General features: G+C 71.0%; 17 protein-coding genes and 1 pseudogene. 11 read left to right on the top strand and 7 right to left on the bottom strand.

What is annotated here, in order from left to right; genetic code table 11:
• Positions 1-28: 28 nt before the first annotated feature.
• Entirely contained in the window at positions 29-1,111 is a 1,083-nt protein-coding gene (locus tag ACU6RU_RS15160; protein ID WP_446726964.1) for an ECF transporter S component, read from the bottom strand.
• 226 nt (positions 1,112-1,337) lie between these two features.
• Here ACU6RU_RS15160 and ACU6RU_RS15155 point away from each other — a divergent pair, with 226 nt between their 5' ends.
• From ACU6RU_RS15155 to ACU6RU_RS15145, 3 genes are all read left to right on the top strand, one after another.
• The gene (locus ACU6RU_RS15155; protein ID WP_446726963.1) at positions 1,338-3,014 is read left to right on the top strand and encodes a fibronectin type III domain-containing protein; all 1,677 of its coding nucleotides are present in this window, start codon (positions 1,338-1,340) and stop codon (positions 3,012-3,014) included.
• Positions 3,015-3,179: 165 nt separating this feature from the next.
• Positions 3,180-3,452 (top strand): DUF1905 domain-containing protein, encoded by a 273-nt coding sequence (locus tag ACU6RU_RS15150; protein WP_446726962.1) that lies wholly within the window; start codon positions 3,180-3,182, stop codon positions 3,450-3,452.
• Positions 3,453-3,567: 115 nt separating this feature from the next.
• On the top strand, positions 3,568-5,010 hold the full coding sequence (locus ACU6RU_RS15145) for an HNH endonuclease (protein ID WP_446726961.1): 1,443 nt from the start codon (positions 3,568-3,570) through the stop codon (positions 5,008-5,010).
• An 86-nt stretch (positions 5,011-5,096) separates the two neighbouring features.
• Here ACU6RU_RS15145 and ACU6RU_RS15140 read toward each other — a convergent pair whose 3' ends face one another.
• Complete coding sequence (locus ACU6RU_RS15140; RefSeq protein ID WP_446726960.1) at positions 5,097-5,585, bottom strand: SRPBCC family protein; 489 nt, start codon at positions 5,583-5,585, stop codon at positions 5,097-5,099.
• Between the two features lie 80 nt (positions 5,586-5,665).
• Here ACU6RU_RS15140 and ACU6RU_RS15135 point away from each other — a divergent pair, with 80 nt between their 5' ends.
• Positions 5,666-6,601 (top strand): aldo/keto reductase, encoded by a 936-nt coding sequence (locus ACU6RU_RS15135; RefSeq protein ID WP_446726959.1) that lies wholly within the window; start codon positions 5,666-5,668, stop codon positions 6,599-6,601.
• Positions 6,602-6,616: 15 nt separating this feature from the next.
• Here ACU6RU_RS15135 and ACU6RU_RS15130 read toward each other — a convergent pair whose 3' ends face one another.
• Both ACU6RU_RS15130 and ACU6RU_RS15125 read right to left on the bottom strand, forming a co-directional pair.
• Positions 6,617-7,036, bottom strand: coding sequence for an excalibur calcium-binding domain-containing protein (locus ACU6RU_RS15130; RefSeq protein ID WP_446726958.1), 420 nt, complete (start codon positions 7,034-7,036; stop codon positions 6,617-6,619).
• Positions 7,037-7,215: 179 nt separating this feature from the next.
• Positions 7,216-8,679 (bottom strand): protein adenylyltransferase SelO, encoded by a 1,464-nt coding sequence (locus tag ACU6RU_RS15125; RefSeq protein ID WP_446726957.1) that lies wholly within the window; start codon positions 8,677-8,679, stop codon positions 7,216-7,218.
• 227 nt (positions 8,680-8,906) lie between these two features.
• Here ACU6RU_RS15125 and ACU6RU_RS15120 point away from each other — a divergent pair, with 227 nt between their 5' ends.
• From ACU6RU_RS15120 to ACU6RU_RS15095, 6 genes are all read left to right on the top strand, one after another.
• Entirely contained in the window at positions 8,907-9,662 is a 756-nt protein-coding gene (locus ACU6RU_RS15120) for a cohesin domain-containing protein (protein ID WP_446726956.1), read from the top strand.
• Positions 9,659-11,512 (top strand): amidase family protein, encoded by a 1,854-nt coding sequence (locus ACU6RU_RS15115; RefSeq protein WP_446726955.1) that lies wholly within the window; start codon positions 9,659-9,661, stop codon positions 11,510-11,512. The genes ACU6RU_RS15120 and ACU6RU_RS15115 overlap by 4 nt, the downstream gene beginning before the upstream one ends.
• A gap of 96 nt (positions 11,513-11,608) precedes the next feature.
• Entirely contained in the window at positions 11,609-12,919 is a 1,311-nt protein-coding gene (locus tag ACU6RU_RS15110) for a UDP-glucose dehydrogenase family protein (RefSeq protein ID WP_120265318.1), read from the top strand.
• Between the two features lie 68 nt (positions 12,920-12,987).
• Positions 12,988-14,052 carry an acyl-CoA dehydrogenase gene (locus tag ACU6RU_RS15105; protein ID WP_446726954.1) on the top strand — a complete coding sequence of 355 codons (1,065 nt, stop codon included), beginning with the start codon at positions 12,988-12,990 and terminating at the stop codon, positions 14,050-14,052.
• A complete protein-coding gene (locus tag ACU6RU_RS15100) occupies positions 14,046-15,413 on the top strand; it encodes a bifunctional PIG-L family deacetylase/class I SAM-dependent methyltransferase (RefSeq protein WP_289330247.1) in 1,368 nt (455 codons plus the stop codon). Before ACU6RU_RS15105 ends, ACU6RU_RS15100 begins: the two co-directional genes overlap by 7 nt.
• Entirely contained in the window at positions 15,410-16,162 is a 753-nt protein-coding gene (locus ACU6RU_RS15095) for a glycosyltransferase (RefSeq protein ID WP_446726953.1), read from the top strand. Before ACU6RU_RS15100 ends, ACU6RU_RS15095 begins: the two co-directional genes overlap by 4 nt.
• Here the strand turns inward: ACU6RU_RS15095 and ACU6RU_RS15090 are convergent.
• Positions 16,106-17,173 carry a helix-turn-helix domain-containing protein gene (locus ACU6RU_RS15090; protein ID WP_446726952.1) on the bottom strand — a complete coding sequence of 356 codons (1,068 nt, stop codon included), beginning with the start codon at positions 17,171-17,173 and terminating at the stop codon, positions 16,106-16,108. The two genes, ACU6RU_RS15095 and ACU6RU_RS15090, sit on opposite strands and share 57 nt — an antisense overlap.
• Before the next feature lie 90 nt (positions 17,174-17,263).
• On the bottom strand, positions 17,264-17,731 hold the full coding sequence (locus tag ACU6RU_RS15085; RefSeq protein WP_259455406.1) for an acyl-CoA thioesterase: 468 nt from the start codon (positions 17,729-17,731) through the stop codon (positions 17,264-17,266).
• 92 nt (positions 17,732-17,823) lie between these two features.
• Between ACU6RU_RS15085 and ACU6RU_RS15080 the strand changes: the two genes are divergently transcribed.
• A complete protein-coding gene (locus ACU6RU_RS15080) occupies positions 17,824-18,057 on the top strand; it encodes a three-helix bundle dimerization domain-containing protein (RefSeq protein WP_289330250.1) in 234 nt (77 codons plus the stop codon).
• A gap of 8 nt (positions 18,058-18,065) precedes the next feature.
• Here ACU6RU_RS15080 and ACU6RU_RS15075 read toward each other — a convergent pair.
• Positions 18,066-18,173 (bottom strand): annotated as a pseudogene (locus ACU6RU_RS15075) (L-ribulose-5-phosphate 4-epimerase); the annotation flags it as partial.

The following is an 18,173-nucleotide window of genomic DNA, read 5'->3' as shown; positions in this document are numbered from 1 at the left end:
GGGCAACCAGGGTCGAGCGACAGCGAGGTCAGCGCGCGATCGCGCCGGGCGACCAGCCGATCCGGTTACCCGAGACCTGTCCGCTCTGCACGATCAGCCGTTCGACGAGCGGGATCTGCGCGGTGGGAATGCTCACTCGGGTGCGCAGCATCGCTATGCCGACGAGGGCGATGAACCCCGAGAGCATCTTGTCGATGATCGACGTGAGGATGTTGGCCGAGAACGCCGCCGCGACGACCGGCAGCCCGAGACCGGCGATCGACGACGTGACGTTGTCGGAACCGTGGCCGGAGTACCCGCCGAACATGAGAACGCCCAGCGGAGCGCCCACCAGCGAGCACGCCACCGCGACGAGCAGCGTGAGATTGACGTAGCGGAACAGGTCGGTCCCCATTCCGAACCGGCGGATGCCGTACCCCCAGACGAGCGCCCCCGCGACATTGACGATCGCGAAGGGCGCGGCTCCGGGCGCTCCGACGACGAAACCGAACACGTTCGTGCTCAGCCCGACGATGACCCCGGCCCACGGCCCGAAGATCATCGCCGCCACCCCGGTTCCGGCCATGTCGAGGTAGATCGGCAGGTGCAGCAGCTGCACCGTCGACATCCCGATGAAGTTGACGATGAGGCATCCGAGCATGATCAGCGCCTGCACGCGGCGCGACACGAGCGGATGCGGCGCCGCCAGCGGGGTCGCCGGCAGCTGCGGCGTCGGACGCGGCGACGGTGGGAGGGCGGAGCCCGGGGACGGGCGCGGGCGGGGCGGGGCGGCGACCCGCGGAGCGACGTCGTCGGGCCGGCGGGTGGCCTGATACCGACGGATCCAGCGATCGGCCTCATCGGTGTCGGCGCCCAGCGCGAGCACGATGTCGCGCAGCAGGCCGACATCGATGCGGGCCCGGCCCGGTCGGAAGGCGTCGTACACGGTGGTGCGCGGCGGCTGCGCGGCCGCGGGGTTCACGCCACGCTCGACCCGCAGCTGCGCGATACGACGGACCAGCTCGGCGTACGACACGGGGCCTGCGGCATCCTTCAACGCGAGCAGATCTCGCGCGATCGCGTCGAGCGAGTCGGGCTCGCCGAATCGCGTCTCGTCCTCCTGCACAGACACTCCCCCAGCCTTGGTGCGATCGCATGTCGCAAACCGCATACGGGCGGCGCGACCCCTCGCCCCGCGGCGATCACTCTATCGATGCCGGTCACGATCGTGTTCGGGGTTGTTCGCACACGGCCGTGGCGGGCCTGAACGGCCGTTGTGATCGGGCGACCGATGCCAGCGTGAGATCGACGGCTCGCCGACTGGGGCGCGGGTCGCAATCCGTTCCCGATGAGGATCCATGAAGAAGAGACATCCCTCCCTCGCCGCGGCCTCCGCCGCGCTGATCGCGGCGACACTCGTCGTCGCCGGCATGGCGCTACCGGCGCATGCCGACGAGTCGCCCGGGGGCGCTGGTCCGGCGGGATCGGCCACCGCAACCGAGGCTGTCGAGGCGGCCGCGCCGACTGAGGCGGCGCCGGCGGCGGTCGAGCCGGTCGTCGCGATGCCGGTCGTCGCGATGCCGGTCGGAGAGCCGGACGTCGCCGAGCCGGACGTCGCCGAGCCGGACGTCGCCGACGCGGACGTTGCCGACGCGGCGCGTGTGGCGAGCCCGGCCGAGACTGACCTGGCCGAGGTCGTTGAGAACGAGCAAGCGTCGGGTGAGCTCGCGGCATCCGCAACCGCACCCGCAGCCGTATCCGCTCTCGTGAACGACGACGGGTCCGGCGCCGGTGACGATGACACCCCGGCGTCTCTGCCGCCGCACACGGGCGTCACGCTCGACATCCGCGTTGACGGCGCAGAGATCGGTGTCCACCCGCTCGACGAGCGTGGGCCCATCGAGCGCTACGAGCTGATCGTCCGCCCCGCCGACGGGAGCGAGCCGATCACGCGGACCGCGACGACGCGCACCGTCTTCGTCCTGACCGGGCTGAAGCCGGGCGCCTACGAGATCGAGGCGAGTCTGCACAACAGCTTCGGCTCGACCGGCGTCCGCGACGTCTGGTTCGCGGTTCCCGAGGTGCCCGGCGAGCCCACGATCACGATGCGCGATGGCGGCTCAACCGCCCTGATCGGCGAGATCTGGGCAGCGCCGCTGCAGAACCCCTATCCCGCGTCGGTGTACCCGTTCCGATTGCTGACCGCCTACACCGCGACTCTCACGGGCGGCGGCCGCACCGAAACGCGCGAGGTCGACGACGTGCAGGGGCTCGGACGCTTCGGGTTCACCGACCTCGAGCCGTCGACCACGTACACGGTCACGGTGACCGCCCACAACGCGGCGGGCCAGAGCGCTCCCGTCTCGGTGCAGGCCACGACAGGTGCAGCTTCGGGCCCGGCAGTGCCCGACCCCGACGGTCTGAACGCAGGCAACCGCGGGGACGTCGTGGTGGACGGAACACCGGCGCCCGGCACGACGGTGACGGCGAACGTCGGCCGCGACCTCGCGGGCGCGACGATCCACGGGTGGCTGTTCTCCGAGCCCCGCTACCTCGGCGTCACCACCGTGACGGCTGAGGGCGCGGCGACGTTCGCGCTCCCCGCGGACATCCCGGCCGGTTCCCACCGCCTCGCCCTCGCCGCGGACGACGGCACCACGCTCGGATGGAGCCCCGTCGAGGTGCGCCCCGCCGATGTGACGACGCCGCCGGGGCCGGGCGGATCGCAGCCGGGGTCGGGTTCTGGGTCGGGGTCGGGGTCTGGGTCGGGGTCGGGGTCTGGGTCGGGGTCGGCGCCTGGGGCTGGCTCCGGGGCCGAGGCCGGCACGGGGGGCGCGGTCTCGGGCAACGGCGCTGCAGGCGCGGCGAACCCGGCGGCGGGTTCTGCTGCGGCTTCTGGGGCGGCTTCTGCTGCGGCCGAGCGGCGCATGCTGGCGGCCACCGGCGGAGAGGCGCCTTGGCAGCTGGCGATCTGGGGCATCGCATTCCTCGCGGCGGGCGCCGTGGGGATCGCACGACGACGGGTCGCCGACTGACGTCGTCGTCGTGACAGGACGTGCGGGGCACCGGCCATGGGGGGCGGTGCCCCGCACGTCGTCCATCCGGGTGCGGCTCCCCGGGGGTGCATCGGTGCGCGGTCACCGGGGCGCGCTGCCATCGGTGGTCTCTCCACCGCGTTGGCGTTGATCTACCCTGGCTGCATGAGCGAGCGCGAGCTGCGGTTTCCGGCCACCATCGGCGTCGAGGTGAAGGGCGAGACGTGGAGCTGCGTCGAAATCCCGGGGTCTGCGGAGTTCTTCGGCACGAAGAAGACGGTGCGCGTCGACGCCACGATCGACGATGTGAGGCTGGAGAACGTCGGGGCGATGGTCACCGGCTCGGGCGGACACATGGTGTCGCTCAGCGCGAAGGTGCGGAAGCAGCTCGGCAAAGACATCGGTGACGCCGTCGACGTCGTGATCGCACCTCGGTAAAGCCTCCGCCTCCGCGCCCGCCGCCCATTCCTCCCCAATGCCGCGGCGCAGCGACCTTTCCTCAATAGAACGTATCTTCGATATGAATGTCGTACCCCACTGCCAAGATGGGTACATGCAAGCGAACGAGTCATCGAACGACGAACCGGATGCCGGCTCGTCCTGCTCGTCCGGCTCGTCGCTCGCGAGCCTCATCGATCGGGTGTCTGAGGCCGACGATCTGCTCCAGGATGCGCACATCGCGATGACGCGCGCTCTCGCCGAGGCGGGACGCAGCGCTCTGCGCCAGGCGGCGCGCTCGGCCGCGCGTCCCCGAGGCATGGGATCCGACATGGAGATGCGCTCGATCGCAGCAGAAGTCGCCGGAGTGCGACGGACGCACGATCGCCGCGCCCAGGGCGAGATCGACCACGCGCTGACCATCGTCGACGACTACCCCGCTGCCTTCGAGGCATGGCAGCATCGGCGCATCACCCGCGACCACGTCGACATGGTCGTCCGGATGGGCTGCGGTCTCGACGACGACATCAGACCCGAGTACGAGCGCCAGGCCATCTCGATCTGCGAGCGCGACATCGCATCACGGGTGCGCGAATCGCTCCGCAATCTCGCCGCGCGGCTGGGGGCCGAATCGTTCACCGAGCGGCACCGCACTGCGGCGGCGAAGCGAAGCGTCTGGGTGACGCACGGCGCCGACGGCATGTCCGAACTCGGCGCGAACCTGCCCACGGTCATCGCCACCGGCATCCACGATCGCCTCACCGCCATGGCGCATTCCGTTAAAGATGCCCGGTCAGCCGCAGGTGCCCCCTCGACCGACGATGCCGCGGCGAGTTCGACAGGTGTCCAAGAGGCGGATGTCACGGCCGGGGATGTCGCACAGCCCGATGTCCGCACGATGGATCAGCTGCGCGCCGATATCCTCGGCGACCTGTTGCTCGGCGGCGCTCCGATCGTCGACCCGACCTACGGCAGCGACGCCGCGGGTCCGCTCGGCGCGATCCGAGCACAGGTGCAGGTGACGCTGACGTCCGAGACGATGAGTGGTGCCGATGACGCCCCGGCCGAGCTGCTCGGCGCTGCACTGATCGACGCCGACACGGCACGCGAGCTTGCCGGTCGCGCGAAGATCTGGAACCGCCTCTTCGTCGATCCGATCACGCGAACGCCGGTCGAAGTCGACACCTATCGGCCGCCCGCCGCGATGAGCCGACTGCTCAAAGCGCGAGATCAGCACTGCCGGTTCCCCGGATGCCGGCGGGCTGCGATCCGCTGCGAGCTCGACCACACGATCGACTACGCCCGGGGCGGCCACACCCACATCTTCAATCTGGCCCACCTCTGCCAGCGCCACCATTCGATGAAGCAGTTCACGAGATGGGAGGTCCGGCAGGTCGGAGGCGGCGTCCTGGAGTGGACCTCACCCCTCGGTCGGGTCTACCGCGAAGACGTTCCCGTTCCATCGGTGTGCTTTGTTCCCGATATCGGCAGCCCGCCGCCACCACCGGCGCTCGCGGCAAGGACCGGTGCACCGCCCGATGGGGCGCCACCCTTCTGACCCGACGCGCAGTTCCCGCGAGACCGACGGGATGCGCAGGGCGGAGGGCGGAGGGCGCCGGGCGCCGGGCGCCGGTCGCCGGGAGATCACGCGCTGCGAATACGCTCCGCCTCGGCGAGCACGACGGGATCCTCGCATCCGCGGGCGAACCCGGCGATCCGCCGATCGATGTCCCGCTGCAGAATAGCCGCGCCGATGCGCTCCGCGAGCGGCGCGAGCCATGCCGGGCGGCAGGTGAAGTTGTACCGCCACACCGCCAGCGTGCGCGATGGGTCGCCCTCGACCGGACGGAACCGCCACCCGCCGCCCATCCTCGCGAAGAACCACGAGCCCTTCGTCATCCGCATCCCGACGTTCGACGGCGGGTTGTACGAGACATACTCGCTCTCCATCGCGAGCCCGAACCGCTGGACCGTGTAGGTACGAACTCCCTTCGCGGGACGTTCGGCACCGATCAGGTGCTGTCGCCGGATGAACGGATCCCATCGCTTGCGCACCTCGCCCTGCGTCTGCGACACCGCGAATGCAACGTCGACGGACACGGGAACGACGCAACGCGACTCGACGACCGGCATCCGCCCATCGTGGCACGCTCCGGCGACGCATACTGAGAAGGGCGACCCCGCCCACCCAGCCCCTGAATCAACGGAGAATCATGCGCAGCGTCCCCCTAGGTCGGAGCAACATTCAGGTCCCCAACGTCGTCGCCGGCATGATGCGGATCGAGGACCTTTCCGACGCCGACATCCGCGCCCTCTACGACCGCTGCCGCGAGGTCGGTGTCGACTTCTTCGACCACGCCGACCTGTACGGCTCGTCGCGCCACGCGTGCGAGCGGCGCTTCGCCGAGGCGCTCAACCTGACGACATCCGAACGCGACGAGATCACACTGCAGACCAAGACCGGCATCGTCGCCGATGACTGGCACTTCGACCACTCGTACGAGCACATCGTCACCTCGGCCGAGGAGTCGCTCGAAGCTCTCGGCACCGACCGCATCGACGTGCTGCTGCTGCACCGTCCCGACGCCCTCGTCGAGCCCGACGAGGTCGCCCGCGCCTTCGACCACCTCGAGTCATCGGGCAAGGTCCGCGCCTTCGGCGTCTCGAACCACACACCCCGGCAGATCGACCTGCTGAAGACGGCCGTGACCCAGCCGCTCGTGGCCAACCAGGTGCAGCTGTCGATCACGCACTCGACGATCATCGCCCAGGGACTCGCGTCGAACATGGCCGGCGAAGACGACTCGATCACGCGAGACGGCGGCGGGCTCGTCGACTACGCGCGCATCAACGGCATCACCCTGCAGGCGTGGTCACCGTTCCAGAAGGGCTTCTTCGACGGGGTCATCTTCGGTGCCGAGGAGTACCCGGAGCTCAACGCGAAGCTCGACGAGCTCGCCGCGAAGTACGGCGTCACCCCGACCGCCATCGCGACCGCGTGGATCACCCGCCACCCCGCCGGCATGCAGGTCGTGCTCGGCACCACGAATCCCCAGCGCGTCGCGGATGCCGCCGCCGGCAGCGACGTCCCCCTCACCCGCGGCGAGTGGTACGCACTCATCCAGGCCGCCGGCCACAAGGTCCCCTGAGTCCGGAGCCCGGAGCTACTCGCAGCCGATGCCGTCGCCGTCGCGGTCGAGGTGGCGCCCATAACCGGGGTCGCCCGCCCGCACGGGGGCGGCACCGGCGTTCCGAGCTGCCGTGCAGTTGTCGTAATACGTGGATGCCGGAGCCGCGGGCGCCGGAGCAGCCGGCACCTGAGCCACCGGCGCCTGCGCCGACCGAGATGACAGCTGCCCCTCGAGATCCGAGATCCGCGCTGCACGGGCGTCGAGCTCGGTCTGCGATGCCGTCGCAGCGGTCTGCATCTCGGTCACCTGCGCGGTGGCGGTCTCGAGCGACGCGCTCGCCGTGGCGAGATCCTCGAGCGCTTCATCGAGATCGGCGCGGGCGTCGGTGAGCGCGGTGTCGTTCTCGACAGCAACCGTCTCCGCGTCGGCGACATCCGTCTCGAGCGAGGTCACCTGATCCTTCAGCGACGTCACCTCGGATTGGGCGCCCGCTCCGCCGGCCCCGCCGCCGAGCAGCAGCCCCGCGACGAGCGCCGACGCCGACGTGATCAGCGCGGGAGAGCCGTCACCGCACCACGGATGCCCGGCCGGTGCGTCGCAATGCGGACCGGCGGCGTCGCGTTCCGCTCCGGTCAGGTGCCGCAGAACGTCTGGTAGCCCGCGGCGAAGTCCGCACCCGCCGGCTCGGCGTACCGCTCGGCGCCCGCGCGCGCCGTGAACGGCGTCGACAGCACGGTCGTCAGCCATCCGAGAGGCTCGAGGTTCCCGTCCGTCGCCGCGGCGAGCGCCTCCTCCACGAGGTGGTTCCGCGGCACGTAGATCGGGTTCGCCGCATCCATCGCACCGACGTCCGGATCCAGCGCACGCCACCGGCCCAGCCAGCCGGCCAGCGCCGCGTCGCCGCCGAGAGCCGCCTCAAGACCGGCGGCATCGCCGCGCGCCGCATCCGACAGCGACCGGAACGTCGAGGTGTAGTCGGCGCGCACCCGCTCGAGCATCTCGTGGAAGTCGCCCGCCAGAGCCTCGACCTGCTCATCGGAGACCACTCGCGCACCGACGAGCCCCAGCTTTCGTCGCATGCCCGCCGTCCGCGCCTCGGCGAACCGAGGCCGGAACTCGGCCAGCACGCCCTGCGCCCGCTCGACGGCACGGTCGAGCTGGTCGTCGAACAACGGCAGCATCGCCTCTGCGAGGCGGGCGAGGTTCCACTCTGCGATGTAGGCCTGGGCGCCATACGCGTAACGCCCGCCGGTGTCGATCGAGCTGTACACCGTCGCCGGGTCGTACGCGTCGAGGAAAGCGCATGGGCCGTAGTCGATCGTCTCGCCCGAGAGCGTCATGTTGTCGGTGTTCATGACCCCGTGGATGAAGCCGACAAGCATCCACCGGGCCACGAGATCGGCCTGCGCCGCCACAACGGCGCGGAACAGCCCCAGCGCGGGAATCTCCTCGTCCGCAGCCTCGGGGTGGTGCCGCCTGATCGCATAGTCGACCACCGACCGCAGCACCGCGATGTCGCCCGTACCCCGCGCGAACTCGACGCTGCCCACACGCAGGTGGCTCGAGGCAGTCCGCACCAGCACGGCACCGGGCAGCGCCGTCTCGCGCAGCACCTCACGCCCGGTCGCGACGACGGCGAGCGAACGGGTCGTCGGGATGCCGAGAGCGTGCATCGCCTCGCTCATGACGTACTCCCGCAGCATCGGGCCGACCGCCGCGAGCCCGTCGCCCGCACGCGCGAACGGCGTCGGCCCGGATCCCTTCAGGTGCAGGTCACGGAGCGAGCCGTCGGGTGCGGTGATCTCGCCGAGCAGCAGCGCCCGCCCATCGCCGAGCCGCGGCGAGAAGCCGCCGAACTGGTGACCGGCGTACGCCTGCGCGACCGGCTGCGCGCCATCGGGCAGCGCAGCACCCACGAGAAAGTCGACCCCTGCGGGGCTGTGCAGGAACGCGGCATCCAGCCCCAGCTCGTCGGCGAGCGCCTCGTTGAGCGCGAGCAGCCGCGGCTCGGGCGCCGGATCTGCCGACCACGGCCGCGCGAGCGCGGGCAACGCGTCGGCGAAGTCGTGCGACAGCGAGAGCGTGACGGGAGGCATGAACCGAGGCTACGCGGGCTGCGCCGCACCGGGGCCGGCGTGGCGGTCCTCCGGATGATCTGGGCAGGCCCGGGACAGCGGCAGTGAAACCGGCGCGTAACGCGCCGACACCGACAGGAAACGCTGTCCTGCCAAGCTCGGCACATCCCCCGAGGACCGTGGGCTCGGAGCCCCACGAGAGCCTGCCGTCCTGAGTGCACCCGACCCAGGAAAGGGGCTGCTTCCGCATGCCTGCTCGACCATCGATCACCCTCGCGCCCGCCGTCGCCGGCGTCGTCGCACTGGCCGCGGCCCTCGCCGCGGCGCCGGCCGCGGTGGCCGCACCACCCAGCGCGACCTTCGCGATCGGCATCGCCGCCACCGCCACGGAAGGCGACCGGATCGACGTCGTCCTCACGGCGACCGACGTCGTCGACCTCTACGCCTACGATCTCGAAGTCTCCGTGCCCGACGCTCTGCTCGACTACGTCGACGGCTCGGCCACAGGTCCCGACGGCGGCTTCACCGCCGCACGCGAGACCGCGAGCGGCACGATCACCGTCACCCACTCCCGCCTCGGCACCTCGCCCGGCCTCGCGTCCGACCCTGCCGCTCCCCTCACGCTCGCGACGCTTTCGTTCACCGCCGAGGGCGCCGGGACGGCCGAGGTCTCACTCCCGAGCGTCCGTCTCGTCGGCGGCACCGGCGAGACGGCGACGGCAACGGATGCCGCGACCGCCGACATCACGATCGCCGCTCTCCCCGTCGCTGAGCCCGAACCCGAGCCCGAACCCGAACCCGAACCCGAACCGTCGGCGAGCGCGCCCGTCGCGGGCTCCCCGGCTGCCGGATCCGGAGGTTCCGCCCCCGGCGGAGCCGCCAGCGGATCGCTCTCGGCCACCGGCGGCGACGCGACGCCGATCGTGCTGGGCGCGGCGCTCGGCGCCGTTCTTCTCGCCGCGGGCACCGCTATCGTCCTGCGCCGTCGGGCGGTGACCGCATGAACCGCCGGCTGATCGTCCCCGCCGCCGCCATCGGCGCGCTGCTGACCTGCGGTTTCGCCGCACCCGCAGCCGCGGCGCCCGCCGTGGCCGCAGCGGCCGCACCTACCGCCGGGGCTCCGTTCCTCGCGCCCTACTACACCGAGCTCGACCTCACGGGCGACGACAGGATCACGACGGACGACCTCGCCGTTGTCGCGGCGTTCATCGGAAGCACCAACACCGACGCCGACTGGGCGGAGGCGGGAGCGTACGACCTCGACGGGGACGGTGCGATCACGGCATCCGACATCGCCCTCGTCTCCGAGCGAGCCATCTACGACGACGGTCCCTTCGAGATCGTCGAGGCCGACGTCGTGTCGATGCAGGCGGCGATGAACGCCGGGGTCGTCACGTCGGTCGAGCTCACCCAGCACTATCTCGACCGCATCGCCGCCTACGACCGCGCGGTGATCGAGCCCGGTGGACGGCCACTGAACTCGATCATCACGACCGGCGACGCCGCCGCCCTCGCTGCGGCAGCAGCAGCCGACACCGTCCGCGCCGAGAAGGGCATGACGAGCATGCTGCTCGGTGTGCCGATCGCGGTGAAGGACAACTACAACACCCTCGACATGCCCACCACGGCCGGCTGCGGCTGCTGGAACGACAACCGCACCGCCTCGGACGCGCACATGGTCGAAGGCCTTCGCGCCGACGGCGCGGTCATCCTCGCCAAGGCGAGCATGGACGAGTTCGCTATCAACCTGTCGTCGCAGTGGTCGGCCTACCAGCCGGCCGGCACCGCCCTCACCGTCTCGAGCCCGTACGCGACGAACCGCAGCTCCGGCGGATCGTCGGGAGGGACGGGCGCCGCCATCGCGAGCAACCTCGCCGCGATCGGGTTCGGCACCGACACGGGCGGCTCGATCCGCATCCCCTCTACCTACAACCAGCTCGTCGGCGTGCGTCCGACGGTGGGGCTCGCGAGCCGCGACGGCATCGTGCCGCTCGCGCTCTCGCAGGACACCGGCGGTCCGATGGCGCGCTCGGTCACCGACGCGGCGGTCGCTCTCGACGCCGTCGTGGGCGCCGATTCGGCGGATCCGGTGACAGCCCGCCAGGAGGGGCTCGTGCCCGCCAGCTACACCGCTTCGCTCGACGCCGATGCCCTCCGCGGCGCCCGCATCGCCGTGATCACGGGTCTGCCGACCGCGCAGAACATGGTCGGCACCAACGCCACGACGCAGCGCCTGTTCACCGCTGCGCGTGAGACGCTCGAGGCGCAGGGCGCCGAGGTCGTCGAGCTCGCGGCGCCCGACGGATTCAGCGGCATCCTGAGCGAGGGAAGCGGCAGCGCCGTCGAGTTCGGGTACGACCTGCAGGCCTACATCGACGACTACCTGAACCCGGCGGTCAGCGCTCGGAGCCTCGCAGCCATCGCGCAGTCGCCGAACGTCGCACCGAACCGCGGCTCATCGACGTACGGGCCGCGCTCGACCGTCACCCCGCAGCAGTACGAGGACTGGGCAGGACCGGCGGGATCGCACACGCTGCAGCTCGCCCGCGGAAAGCAGATCGTCACGGAGTTCCTCGACGCGAACGACATCGACGCGATCATTTATCCCAGCGGCACGCCCTACGGCACGGTCGGCAGCAACATGCGGCTGAGCCCGAACACGGGCCTTCCGGCCGTGACGGTGCCGATGGGCCAGGCGAGCGCGACCGAGCAGATCCCCGGTGCTGGCGTGAACCTCGAGTTCCTGGGACGCGATTTCGCCGAGGGAACCCTGCTGGGTCTGGCGTTCTCGTTCGAGCAGGCGACCGGCGCGCGGACGACGCCTGCGCTGTACGGACCGCTTCCGGCGGGCTGATCATTCCCGTGACGCGGGTGGCTCGTTTACACCCGCGTCACGGGAAGTTGATATGAAAGAGTGTCGGTCCCGTCGGGGCCGCGGAGAGAGAGCATGATGCGTCTGTCGGTCATCGGTTGCGGTTACCTCGGTGCGGTCCACGCCGCCGCGATGGCATCCATCGGGCACGAGGTCGTCGGAATCGACGTCGACGCGCGCAAGATCGCCTCGCTCTCGAACGGCGAGGCGCCGTTCTTCGAACCCGGGCTGCAGGAGATCCTGAGCGACGGCCTCGCCTCGGGCCGACTCCGCTTCTCGACCGACATGGCGGATGCCGCCGGCGCCGCCGTCCACTTCATCGGCGTGGGCACCCCGCAGCAGAAGGACGGCTACGCCGCCGACCTCACCTACGTCAACGCCGCTGTCGATGCGCTCATCCCGCACCTCGCCGAGGGCGACATCGTCGCGGGCAAGTCGACGGTCCCCGTCGGCACCGCCGCGACGCTCGCCGAACGCGTGACCCCCACCGGCGCCACCCTCGTCTGGAACCCGGAGTTCCTGCGCGAGGGGTGGGCCGTGCAGGACACCGTCGACCCCGACCGCCTCGTCGCGGGTGTTCCCGCCGGCGCCGAGGGCGAGCGAGCCGCCGACATCCTGCGCGAGGTGTACCACCCCTCGATCGCCAAGAGCACCCCGTTCATCGTTACCAACCTCGCCACCGCCGAACTCGTGAAGGTCGCCGCGAACGCCTTCCTCGCGACGAAGATCAGCTTCATCAACGCCATGGCCGAGATCGCCGAGGTCACCGGAGCAGACGTCACGACCCTCGCCGACGCGATCGGTCACGACGCACGCATCGGCCGCCGCTTCCTCGGGGCCGGCATCGGCTTCGGCGGCGGTTGCCTGCCCAAGGACATCCGCGCCTTCTCCGCCCGTGCCGAAGAGCTCGGCCGCGGCGAGTCGGTCGCCTTCCTCCGCGAGGTCGACGCGATCAACATGCGGCGCCGCGACCGCGCCGTCGACCTCGTCGTCAGCGCCTTCGGCGGATCGGTGTTCAAGAAGAACATCACGGTGCTCGGGGCCGCCTTCAAGCCGCACAGCGACGACACCCGAGACTCCCCCGCGCTCGACGTCGCCGTTCGCCTGCACGGCCTCGGCGCGTGGGTCACCGTGACCGATCCCGAGGCGATCGAGAACGCCCGTCGCATCCACCCGCAGCTGAACTACGTCGACGACCGCGACGAGGCCCTCCGCGCCGCCGACGCCGTCATCGTCGTCACCGAGTGGGACGAGTACCGTCGCGAGCTCGACCCGGCTCATGCGGCCTCCCTCACCGCCGGGCGGATCATCATCGACGGACGCAACTGCCTCGACGCCGACGCATGGCGCGCCGCCGGTTGGGACTACCGCGGCATGGGGCGCCCCTGACATACACCACACCGGCGGATCGGGCACGGGTCCCCCTGCGCACCGGTCGTCCGCGCGATGATGAACGGGTGAGCGACCCCCGCGACTCGATGACCCTGCCCCGCTTGACCGAGGAGGGACAAGCTGACAGCGCCGTGGCCCGCGCACTCGACGCCGCGGCCGACATCGACGGCTTCGGCACGGATGTGGCCGCCACCCTCGACTGGGCGGTCATGGTCGGCGCGACCCGGCCGCTCGATCACTCGGCGATCGACGACTGGTCGCTGCTCGCCTCGGTGGCGGGTCGCGATGTCGCGGCCGCCCGCATCCTCGAACCCCACCTCGACGCGCTCGACATCCTCGACCAAGCCCGGCGCGAGGGGCGCGAGGCCGCGCTCGAGTCCATCGGCGCGGGCACCGGCTCGTCGTGGGGCGTGTTCGCCGCGGAAGGGCCCGGCCTGCGTCTCGAGGCCCACCGCGATCGCGACGGATGGCGGCTCTCCGGCACGAAGCCCTGGTGCTCCCTCGCGCAGCAGCTCACCCACGCTCTCGTCACCGCGTGGGACGGCGACGAACGCCGGCTGTTCGCGGTCGCACTGCGCACTCCCGAGGTCGACGCTCATGCGGGTCCTTGGCACGCCCGTGGACTCGTTCCGGTGGTGAGTGCTCCGGTCGACTTCACCTCCGCGGCCGCGGTGCCCGTCGGCGAGGCCGGCTGGTATCTGCGCCGCCCCGGCTTCGCACGCGGCGGGATCGGCGTGGCGGCGTGCTGGTGGGGAGGGGCGGTCACCCTTCGTGGTGCATTGCTCGACGCGGCTCGACGCCCCGGCGCCGATCAGCTGTCGCGGGTCCACCTCGCCCGCGTCGACACGGCCCTGTGGAACGCACGGCTCGCTCTCCGCTCGGCGGCCGAGGCGATCGACGCCGACCCTGATCCGGCGCTGCTCGCCGGGCGCGTGCGCGCTGTCGTGGCGGCTGCCGTCGAGACGACACTCGCCGAATCGGCCCGCGCACTCGGGCCACTCCCGCTCGTCGCGGACGAGCCACATGCGCGCCGCGTCGCCGACCTGCAGATCTATCTCCGCCAGCACCACGGGGAGCGTGACCTCGCGCGGATCGGGACCAGCCTGAGCGAGGGGCGCGGAGCATGGTGAGTTTCAGCCACCGAGACGCCGGCACACCCGAGGCGACCTGGACGGAGGCCTTCGCCGGGCGTGCGCTCCCGACGATGCCCGACGACGTCGACCACCTCATCGTCGTCGCCGCCCACCCCGACGACGAGACCCTGGGAGCGGCCGGCCTGATGACGCGCGTAGCGGCGCGCGGCGGCGCCGTGACGGTGCTCGTCGTGACCGACGGCGAGGGGTCGCACCCGGACTCGCCGACCCACCGGCCGGATGAGCTCGCCCACCTGCGCCGAGAAGAGGCGACCCGGGCGCTCGCGGAGCTCTCGCCGACCATCCGCCCGCGGTTCCTCGGAGTTCCCGACGGTGAGACGGATGCCGCGCGCGACGAGATCGCGCGCGCCCTGCGTGACGCACTGCAGGCTGACCCCGGCAGCACCCGCCGGCTCGTCGTGTCACCCTGGCAGGGCGACGGGCACCGCGATCATCGGGTCGTCGGCGAGGTGGTCGACGAGGTGTGTTCACACGTCGGCATCCCCTGCCGGGCCTACCCCATCTGGCTGTGGCACTGGGGCTCGCCCGCCGACGTCCCCTGGGACGAGATAGAGATCGTCGACCTCAGCGGCACCGAACTCGACAGCAAACGTGCCGCCACTCGCATGCACCGCAGCCAAGTAGAGCCCCTGTCGGCGGCCCCCGGCGACGAAGTGATGCTCCATGAGGGGATGCAGCAACACTTCGACCGCTCGTTCGAGGTGTTCATCCGCGCCCCGCGCGAGGCGCGAAGCCTGACCCGCGGCTTCTTCGACGCGTTCTACCGGCGCAACGGCGACGACCCCTGGGGCTTCGACTCGCGGTGGTACGAACAACGCAAACGAGAGATCACGATGGCGACCCTCCCACGCGCCCGATACCGGTCAGCGCTCGAGCTCGGGTGCTCGACGGGTGCGCTCACGGCGTTGCTCGCGGAACGGTGCGATGCCCTGCTCGCGGTCGACATCGCCGACGCGCCGCTCGCCGTCGCGGCACGACGTCTCGGCGAGCGCAGCGACGTGCGTCTCGCACGAGCAGCACTTCCGGGCGAGTGGCCGGGCGGCGAGTTCGACCTCGTCGTGCTCTCCGAGGTCGGCTACTACTGGGACACGACCGATCTGACCGCCGCCGTCGGACGCATCGTCTCGTCGCTGACACCGGACGGGCACCTGATCGCGTGCCATTGGCGCCACCCGGTGGCGGAGTACCCCCTCTCGGGCGACGACGTCCACGCGGCTCTGCACGCCGAGGGGTCGCTGACGCGCCTCGTCCGCCACGACGAGGAGGACTTCATCCTCGAGGTGTTCGCGGGAGCAGCCGCCCGCTCGGTCGCGAACGAGACCGGTCTCGTCGCGTGACCCCGGATGCGGTGGCGGTCGTCGTGCCGGTGCATGACGAAGCCGACCTCCTCGATCGCTGCCTCGCGGCGCTGACCACGGCGCTCGAACACACCGGGCAGACGCATCCGGGCGTCCGGATCGCGCCCATCGTCGTTCTCGACGCCTGCACGGACGCCTCCGAGGTCATCGCCGGTTCCTGGCCCGTGCGCACCCTGCGCATCGACGCGCGCTGCGTCGGCGCAGCTCGGCGTGCGGGGGTCGCCGAGGCGCTCGACGAGCTCGGCGACGTGCCGCCGGCGCGCACCTGGATCGCCACGACCGACGGCGACTCCGTCGTCCCGCCCAACTGGCTCAGCCACCAGCTCGCCCTCCACGCGGCCGGCGCCGAGGTGGTCCTGGGCACGGTGCGCCCGGATTTCGCCGACCTCACGGCGCGGCACGCCGCCCACTGGATCGCGACGCACCACCCCGGCAACCCGGCCGGCAACGTGCACGGCGCGAACCTGGGCCTGAGTGGCGAGGTGTACCTCGCTGCGGGCGGGTTCGCCGACCTCGACGAGCACGAGGATGTCGAACTCGTGCGCGGGGCACGTGCGGTCGGCGCCCGCGTGGTGGCAACGGATCACAACGAAGTCGTCACCTCCGGCAGGTTCGACGGCCGCACACCCGGCGGGTACGCCGCCTTCGTCCGGGCCACCCACGCGCGGCTCTCAGATCGCCACGACGTCAGCGGCGTCCGGACGATCGCCGCGCCGCAGCACGAATGACAACACCCCCAGAACCATGGCCGTGAGCACGCACGCCCCTGCGATCAGCACCGTCACGTTGCCGTTGATCGTCGCGTCCGACCACGTCGTCAGATCGACGGGACCCAGCACGACCGGGGCGTGCTCCAGAAGCCCGTCGACGAGCGGCCCGGCGACGACCGCGACGACACCCGCGACCAGGCACACGATGGCGGCCCGCTGCAGCCCGCGCAGCGGAAGGTAGCGGATCACCAGAACGATCAGCAGGGCCAGACCGAAGCCTCCGGCGACGAGGGGCAGTGCGATCTCGACGAACGCGCGGTCCTGGCCCACCGCCCCGAGGATCACGGCGAGCATCAGCGTCAGCCCCACCGCATCGATCACGACAGCGACTGCGGCGCTGTGTGCGCGCAGCCATCCCGATCCGAACGATCGCAACGCGAGCGGCCCCCAGACCACGACCGCCGCGAACAGGATCGCGGCACCGGTGACGCCGAGGAACCCTGCCGAGGTCAGCGCCTCGACGGACGCGAGCAGCAGGCCGAGCGACACCAGCGCCGCGGCGAAGGTCGTCCAGCCGCGCCGACCCGTCACCAGCAGCGGCAGCGTGGTCAGCGAGAACGCCAGAGCGACCGCCGAGGCGACGATCCAGAACCACGACAGCGTGTGCTCGACGGCGAGGTTGGTCACGAAGGTCGCGACCAGCGCGATCGCGTACGCGCCGATCGTGGTCCACAGCAGGGCGGCCCGCCACCGGCGGTGCACGCGAGCCTGGTGCGCGTCGAGCCGGCCACGGTCGTCCGCACTGGCGCTGACGAGCTCACCCTCGGTCACCCCCAGCGCTTGCGCGAGCGGACCGAGAGTCGCGAGGTCGGGGTACGACAGCCCGCGCTCCCACTTCGACACCGCCGACTCGGTCACGAAGACGCTCGCGGCGAGCTCCTTCTGCGTGAGCCCGGCGGCGCGCCGAGCGGTGGCGAGGAAGCGACCGACGTCGCCCTTGTGGGATCCGGTCCCGTACGTTTCATTCACGTCGCTCAGTGCACCACCCGCGGGCCCGGCACACCAAGCCGACACGGCTCGACCATCTGGCCAGCCCGGAATCACGCGGATGCGCGCGGGTCAGGGCAGGCGCACCGAGTCCGTCTTGGGGTGCTCGTGCGGCATCCGGTCGCGGTCGTACGTGATGGCGGAGTAGCCGTGCGGGATCGGCTGGCCGTTCTCGTCGACGCTCACGAAGACGAGACGCTCGATCGAGAGGATGCGCTTGCGCGTGATCATGTTGCGCACCACCGCGCGCATCGTCAGCGAGGTGCGACCGAAGTGGGTCGCGGTCAGCCCCATCTCGATGAGGTCGCCCTGCAGCGCCGACGACTCGAAGTTGATCTCGGAGATCAGCTTCGTCACGACGCGGTAGTTGCCGAGTTGGATGATCGCGTAGATCGCGGCCTCTTCGTCGATCCAGCGCAGCAGACTGCCGCCGAAGAGCGTGCCGTTGGCGTTGAGGTCTTCCGGTCGCACCCACTTGCGCGTGTGGAAGTTGATGCCGCCCTCCGACCAAGGCCATTCGGAACTCGTCTGATCGCTCACGTTGATCCAGCCTAATCCCGCGCATCATCGCACGCGCGGGGGCGTCGCGTCGACGGGTTCCCCGCGCAACGGCGACGTCGGATGATATGACCATGGACAAGCCTGCGAAAGACTTCGACGCTCACGAGGTGACGGAGGAGGTCGCCGAACGAGTCAAGAAGCGGATGCCGGACGTCGACGACGATCTCATCCGCCGCGAAGCCGCAGCATCGGTCGAGAGCCACGCCGACGCCCGCGTCACCGACTTCATCGGCATCATCGCCGAACGCGAGACCCGCGAGCGCCTCGCCGGCATCGCCGAGGAGGCATCCAGCGAATCCGATTGAGCGCCGGGCTACCGGCGGTCGTCGGTGGTCTGTCCGTAAACGTTCTGATACCGGTCGTACAACGCATCGATCGCGTCCTGCGGGATCGGGATCACCTCACCCGCCTGCCGGGCGAT

This window comes from Microbacterium sp. F1-18 (assembly GCF_052921305.1).
Note: the sequence above shows the minus strand (reverse complement) of the source record. Positions and strands in the feature narration are given on the sequence as shown.